Annotated in this window: 5 protein-coding genes and 1 pseudogene; 4 read left to right on the top strand and 2 right to left on the bottom strand. The window is 66.0% G+C overall.

The features are described from left to right. A pseudogene (locus AC2VOG_RS02545) lies at positions 1-281 on the bottom strand (aminopeptidase N); the annotation flags it as partial. A gap of 97 nt (positions 282-378) precedes the next feature. Between AC2VOG_RS02545 and AC2VOG_RS02540 the strand changes: the two are divergent. The 4 genes from AC2VOG_RS02540 (at position 379) to AC2VOG_RS02525 (ending at position 2648) form a co-directional block, all read left to right on the top strand. Next, positions 379-990, top strand: a complete 612-nt coding sequence (locus AC2VOG_RS02540; protein WP_486938345.1) for a mycothiol-dependent nitroreductase Rv2466c family protein — start codon at positions 379-381, stop codon at positions 988-990. A 29-nt stretch (positions 991-1019) separates the two neighbouring features. Then, positions 1020-1502 (top strand): ribose-5-phosphate isomerase, encoded by a 483-nt coding sequence (locus AC2VOG_RS02535; protein WP_486938344.1) that lies wholly within the window; start codon positions 1020-1022, stop codon positions 1500-1502. Continuing rightward, positions 1502-2308, top strand: coding sequence for an Fpg/Nei family DNA glycosylase (locus AC2VOG_RS02530; RefSeq protein ID WP_486938343.1), 807 nt, complete (start codon positions 1502-1504; stop codon positions 2306-2308). The genes AC2VOG_RS02535 and AC2VOG_RS02530 overlap by 1 nt, the downstream gene beginning before the upstream one ends. A 73-nt stretch (positions 2309-2381) precedes the next feature. After that, a complete protein-coding gene (locus tag AC2VOG_RS02525) occupies positions 2382-2648 on the top strand; it encodes an Mtp family mycobacterial-type pilin (protein WP_486938342.1) in 267 nt (88 codons plus the stop codon). 46 nt (positions 2649-2694) lie between these two features. Here the strand turns inward: AC2VOG_RS02525 and AC2VOG_RS02520 are convergent. Further along, on the bottom strand, positions 2695-3702 hold a 1008-nt coding region (locus AC2VOG_RS02520; protein ID WP_486938341.1), incomplete at its 5' end, for a serine hydrolase domain-containing protein.

The following is a 3702-nucleotide window of genomic DNA, read 5'->3' as shown; positions in this document are numbered from 1 at the left end:
TCGGCCAGGCCGGTCAGCGGGATACCGGTCGACTCGTCGTAGTCCGAGACGTCGAGTTCGCGGCCGTTCAGTGTCGCGCTGCGCACGGTGTCTGCGGCGATGTCGACGACGGTGTCGGCGCCGGCGAGCGCGTCGAACTGCACGGTCGTGGTCGAGCGGAATGTGCGCTCGCCCGGTTTGCCGTCACCGTCGGTGAGGTCCAGGTCGATCCGGTAGTTGTCCACGGTGACCAGAGCAGCGCGTTCGACGGCCTGATCGCGGGTGAGGTTGGGAAGTGCCACGTAGTCCAACTTAGGCAATCGACGCTCTCGGTGGGAATTGGGCCGCCGCGGCTAGGGTTGTGCTGAACGGCTTGCCGACGTCGACGAGAGGATCTGTATGTCCGAGAAGTCAGTTGCCGGTTTCTGGTTCGACCCGCTGTGCCCGTGGGCGTGGATCACCTCGCGCTGGATCCTGGAAGTGGAAAAGGTTCGCGACATCCGGGTGAGCTTCCAGGTGATGAGTCTGGCGGTGCTCAACGAAAATCGCGAGAACCTGCCCGCCGAATACAAGGAGAAGTTGTCCAAGGCGTTCGGCCCGGTGCGGGTGGCGATCGCGGCCGAGCAAGCCCACGGTTCGGAGATTCTGGCGCCGCTGTACACAGCCATGGGAACCCGGATTCACAACGAGGGCAACAAAGACCTCGACGACGTCATCAAGCAGTCGCTCGAGGAGCTGAACCTGCCGGCCGAATTGGCCGATGCCGCCACCAGCGACGCCTACGACGAGGCATTGCGTAAGAGCCACCACGCCGGCATGGACGCCGTCGGCGACGACGTCGGCACACCCACCATTCACATCAACGGGACCGCGTTCTTCGGGCCGGTGCTCTCGAGAATCCCGCGCGGTGAAGAGGCTGGCAAGCTGTGGGACGCGTCGGTGACGTTCGCGGCCTACCCGCACTTTTTTGAGCTCAAGCGCAGCCGCACCGAGGGCCCCGAATTCGACTAGCGGCGACCGCCGGTGCAAGGATCACCGCCATGCGCGTTTACCTCGGCTCCGACCACGCCGGCTACGAACTCAAACAACAGATCATCGAGCATTTGAAAGAAACCGGCCACGAGCCGATCGACGTCGGTGCTTTCAGTTACGACGCCGAGGACGACTACCCGACGTTCTGTATCGCCGCGGCGCTGAAAACCGTCGCCGATCCGGACAGCCTCGGCATCGTGCTGGGCGGATCGGGCAACGGCGAACAGATTGCGGCCAACAAGGTGCCGGGCGCGCGCTGCGCGCTGGCATGGAGCGTGGAGACCGCGTCGCTGGCCCGTCAACACAACAACGCGCAGCTGATCGGTATTGGCGGCCGCATGCACACCGTGCCCGAAGCGGTTGCCATCGTCGACGCATTCCTGACCACCCCGTGGTCGAAAGCTGAACGCCACCAACGCCGCATCGACATCCTCAGTGAGTACGAACGCACGCACAAGGCGCCGCCGGTGCCCGGTGCCGACGGGGCGTAGTGCCCGAGGGGCACACGCTGCACCGGCTGGCCCGGTTGCATCAGCGTCGCTTCGCCGGTGCGCCGGTCGCGGTGTCGAGCCCGCAGGGTCGGTTCGCCACCTCGGCAGCCACGGTCGACGGTCAGGTTCTGCGACAGGCGACGGCCTGGGGTAAACATCTGTTCCATCACTACCTGGGCGGGGAGACCGTCCACGTGCACCTCGGCTTGTACGGAAAATTCACCGAGTGGGCGCGGCCGGACGGCGACGCCGTGCCCGAGGCGGTCGGGGCGGTGCGGATGCGAATGGTCGGCACCGACTACGGCACCGACCTCCGCGGGCCCACGGTGTGCGAAATCATCGACGAGTCTCAGGTCGCCGACGTCGTCGCCCGGCTGGGGCCCGACCCGCTGCGCCGCGACGCCGACCCGGCGTGGCCGTGGCACCGAATCAGCAAGTCCCGCAGGCCAATCAGCGCCTTGCTGATGGACCAGACCATTATCGCCGGCGTTGGTAACGTCTACCGCAACGAGTTGCTGTTCCGGCATGGCATCGACCCCTATCGACTAGGCCAGAAGATCGGTGAAGCGGAATTCGCCGAAATGTGGACCGATCTGGTCGAGCTGATGAAGGTCGGCGTGCGACGCGGCAAGATCATCACGGTGCGACCCGAACATGACCACGGCGAACCGTCCTACGGTCGCGGTCGGCCCCGGACCTATGTGTATCGCCGCACTGGCGATCCCTGTCGGCTGTGCGGAACCTCGATTCGCACAGCCGAATTGGAAGGCCGCAACCTGTTCTGGTGCCCGACCTGTCAGACCTGACAGTCCTGCCGGCAGCATGGCCGGTCACGCGACCAGGCCGCTTCGCGACCAGCCTGCTGGGTAGCCTGGCCGGATGAACCGAAGAATGCGCGCGGCCGCAGCAACCGTCGCCGTCGTCGCCGGTCTGGGTTTCACCGGTGCGAGCGTCGCGAGTGACGCCGACGCCGAGCCCGGACCACCCGCGCGGTGGTGCCCGGGCGAATTCTGGGATCCAGGGTGGGGCGACAACTGGGATTGGGGACACTGCCACGACCGTTTCACAAACGATTCGGGGCAGGGGTGGGGACCGTTAGGCCCGGACGGGCCGCCGCCTCCGCCGCCGCCCGGACAAGGCTTTTGACAAGCGTGTGTCGACGAACCCGCCGAGCCGCCGGCCTGACTGTTCGTCAGCGCCGTGGCACGCCGAGAACCCGATAGATCTCGTTGCTCATGACCACGCTGCGCGGATCGGCGTTGGCTTTGGTCGGGTCGAAGTGGTTCATCACGTAGGCGTAGCCGATCCGGTTTTCGAGGTCGACGAAACCGAACGACCCGCCCAGGCCGCCGTGACCGAAGATCCAGGGGTTGGGTCCGTTGACGCAGCGCTGGTTGAGCATGTAACCCAAGCCCCAACCGTGGTCGGCGACACGCGGGCCGAGGACCAGATCCGTCTCCAGCCCCCCCTGGCAGACCCGAACCAGATCCATGTGCTTGCGGCTGAGCAGTTGTTCCTGGGCCAGCGCGTTGTAGAAGGTCGCCAGCCCGAGCGCCGACACCTGCCCGTTGGTGCCCGGGAATTCGAGTTCACGCCATAGGTCTAGGTCGTTGGAGCCGACTTCGTCGTCGGGCGCGAATCCCATCGACACGGCCAGGCCCGCCTTCGGGTGTTCGTTCAGCGAGGTGGGGTAGCCGGGGGCGTTGACGTCGGCCAGCATGTGGCGGATGTGTGGTTTGGCGACCCGATCGGCACACCGGTGTTGTTCGGCACGAGGTATACCGATGTGGATCTCGGCGCCCAGGGGTTCGGCGATCTGGGTGCGCAGATAGTGGCCGACCGTGTCGCCGGTGACTCGGCGGAAGATTTCGCCGAGGATGAACCCGAAGGTCGTCATGTGATAGCCCTGCGCGGTCCCCGGCTCCCACCACGGCTCGGCGGCGGCCAGCTGTTGGCAGACGAAATCCCAATCGGTGACTTTCGTCCACTCCATCCGCTGACGCGGCCCGATGACCCCGGAGCGGTGGCTCATCACCATGGCGAGGGTGATGTCCTGCTTGCCGGCCTGGCCGAACTCGGGCCAGTATCGGGCCACCGGCGCGTTCAGGTCGAGCTCGCCGCGCTCGACCAGTTGATGCACGCAGGTGCTGGTCAGCCCCTTGGTGCCGGACAACACGGTCGACAGCGTGTCCACCTGCCA

The sequence above is a fragment of the Mycobacterium sp. TH-M11 genome, from assembly GCF_057473725.1.
This window is presented reverse-complemented; position numbering and strand designations above follow the sequence as displayed.

What these genes read in the sequence shown, in the direction of transcription:
- AC2VOG_RS02525 (WP_486938342.1), top strand. Translation starts at nt 2,382, where the DNA reads ATGAACCGAAGAATGCGCGCGGCCGCAGCAACCGTCGCCGTCGTCGCC.
- AC2VOG_RS02535 (WP_486938344.1), top strand. Translation starts at nt 1,020, where the DNA reads ATGCGCGTTTACCTCGGCTCCGACCACGCCGGCTACGAACTCAAACAA.
- AC2VOG_RS02540 (WP_486938345.1), top strand. Translation starts at nt 379, where the DNA reads ATGTCCGAGAAGTCAGTTGCCGGTTTCTGGTTCGACCCGCTGTGCCCG.